Source organism: Staphylococcus marylandisciuri (assembly GCF_025519785.1).
GTDB lineage: Bacteria > Bacillota > Bacilli > Staphylococcales > Staphylococcaceae > Staphylococcus > Staphylococcus marylandisciuri.
On sequence record NZ_JAOPKZ010000034.1, the window covers coordinates 1 to 1,450 of the forward strand.

Here is a 1,450-nt window from a genome sequence, read left to right on the forward strand (position 1 = left end):
TCTGGAATATCAACGTGGTAGTTACCATCGCCATCTACTTCACCTGTTACTTTCGTTCCATCTGGTAATGTCACCTCTACTGTGTGTCCTGGTGTACCTTTACCACTTACGGATGGATCTCCACCTTGAACTGGATCAACAGTTGGTTGCTTCGCTGTGTTTTCTGTGTCATTTACAGTGACTTCTGTCGCTGGTGATGTATGACCTTTATCGTCTTTTTCTACGACGCTGACTTTATCTCCAGCATTAAATGGTTTATCAGTAGGTACTGGTACACTCCAGTTTCCTTTTTCATCCACTTTACCTGTTACTTTCGTACCATCCGGTAATGTGACTTCTACTGTGTGTCCTGGTTTACCGTCGTGACCAGTAATATTTTTGTCACCTTTAGTAACTGGATTAACATTAGGCGTTACTGTATTATCTTCGTCATCTTTAATTTTAACTGGCACTTCTACTTTTTCACTTGAACCATCCGGATAAGTTACCGTTACAGGAATGTTTGTTGTGCCTGATGTATTTCCGTCTGGTAATTTCGCGCCTTCATCTACTGTGACTGTCGGCTGTTTGCCTTCTGTTGGATAGCCTGGTACTGTGACTGCTCCTGTTACATCGTCTGATGTTACTGGTGTACCGTGTTCTTTCTCTACTGGTGTTACCTTCGGTTCGTATTTATCTTTGTCGGCTTGATTACCTATTGTTACCGGTACTGTTACGTGATCTTCTGTACCATCTGGATATCTCACTGTCACTGGTACATCTGTCTTGCCTGATGTATTTCCGTCTGGTAATTTCGCACCTTCATCTACTGTGACTGTCGGCTGTTTACCTTCTGTTGGGTAGCCTGGTACTGTGACTGCTCCTGTTACATCATCTGATGTTACTGGTGTACCGTGTTCTCTCTCTACTGGTGTTACCTTCGGTTCATACTTATCTTTGTCGGCTTGATTACCTATTGTTACCGGTACTGTCACGTGATCTTCTGTGCCATCTGGATATCTCACTGTCACTGGTACATCTGTCTTGCCTGACGTATTACCATCTGGTAATTTCGCACCTTCATCTACTGTGACTGTCGGCTGTTTACCTTCTGTTGGATAGCCTGGTACTGTGACTGCTCCTGTTACATCATCTGATGTTACTGGTGTACCGTGTTCTCTCTCTACTGGTGTTACCTTCGGTTCATACTTATCTTTGTCGGCTTGATTACCTATTGTTACTGGTACTGTCACGTGATCTTCTGTGCCATCTGGATATCTCACTGTCACTGGTACATCTGTTTTACCTGATGTATTGCCGTCTGGTAATTTCGCACCTTCATCTACTGTGACTGTCGGCTGTTTACCTTCTGTTGGGTAGCCTGGTACTGTGACTGCTCCTGTTACATCATCTGATGTTACTGGTGTACCGTGTTCTCTCTCTACTGGTGTTACCTTCGGTTCGTACTTAT

1 protein-coding gene is annotated in these 1,450 nt (G+C 43.9%); it reads right to left on the reverse strand.

Going from position 1 to position 1,450, the window contains the following annotated elements; genetic code table 11:
• The coding region (locus tag N9R04_RS11255) for a Rib/alpha-like domain-containing protein (protein ID WP_262856871.1) at positions 1 to 1,450 on the reverse strand (1,450 nt) is incomplete at both ends.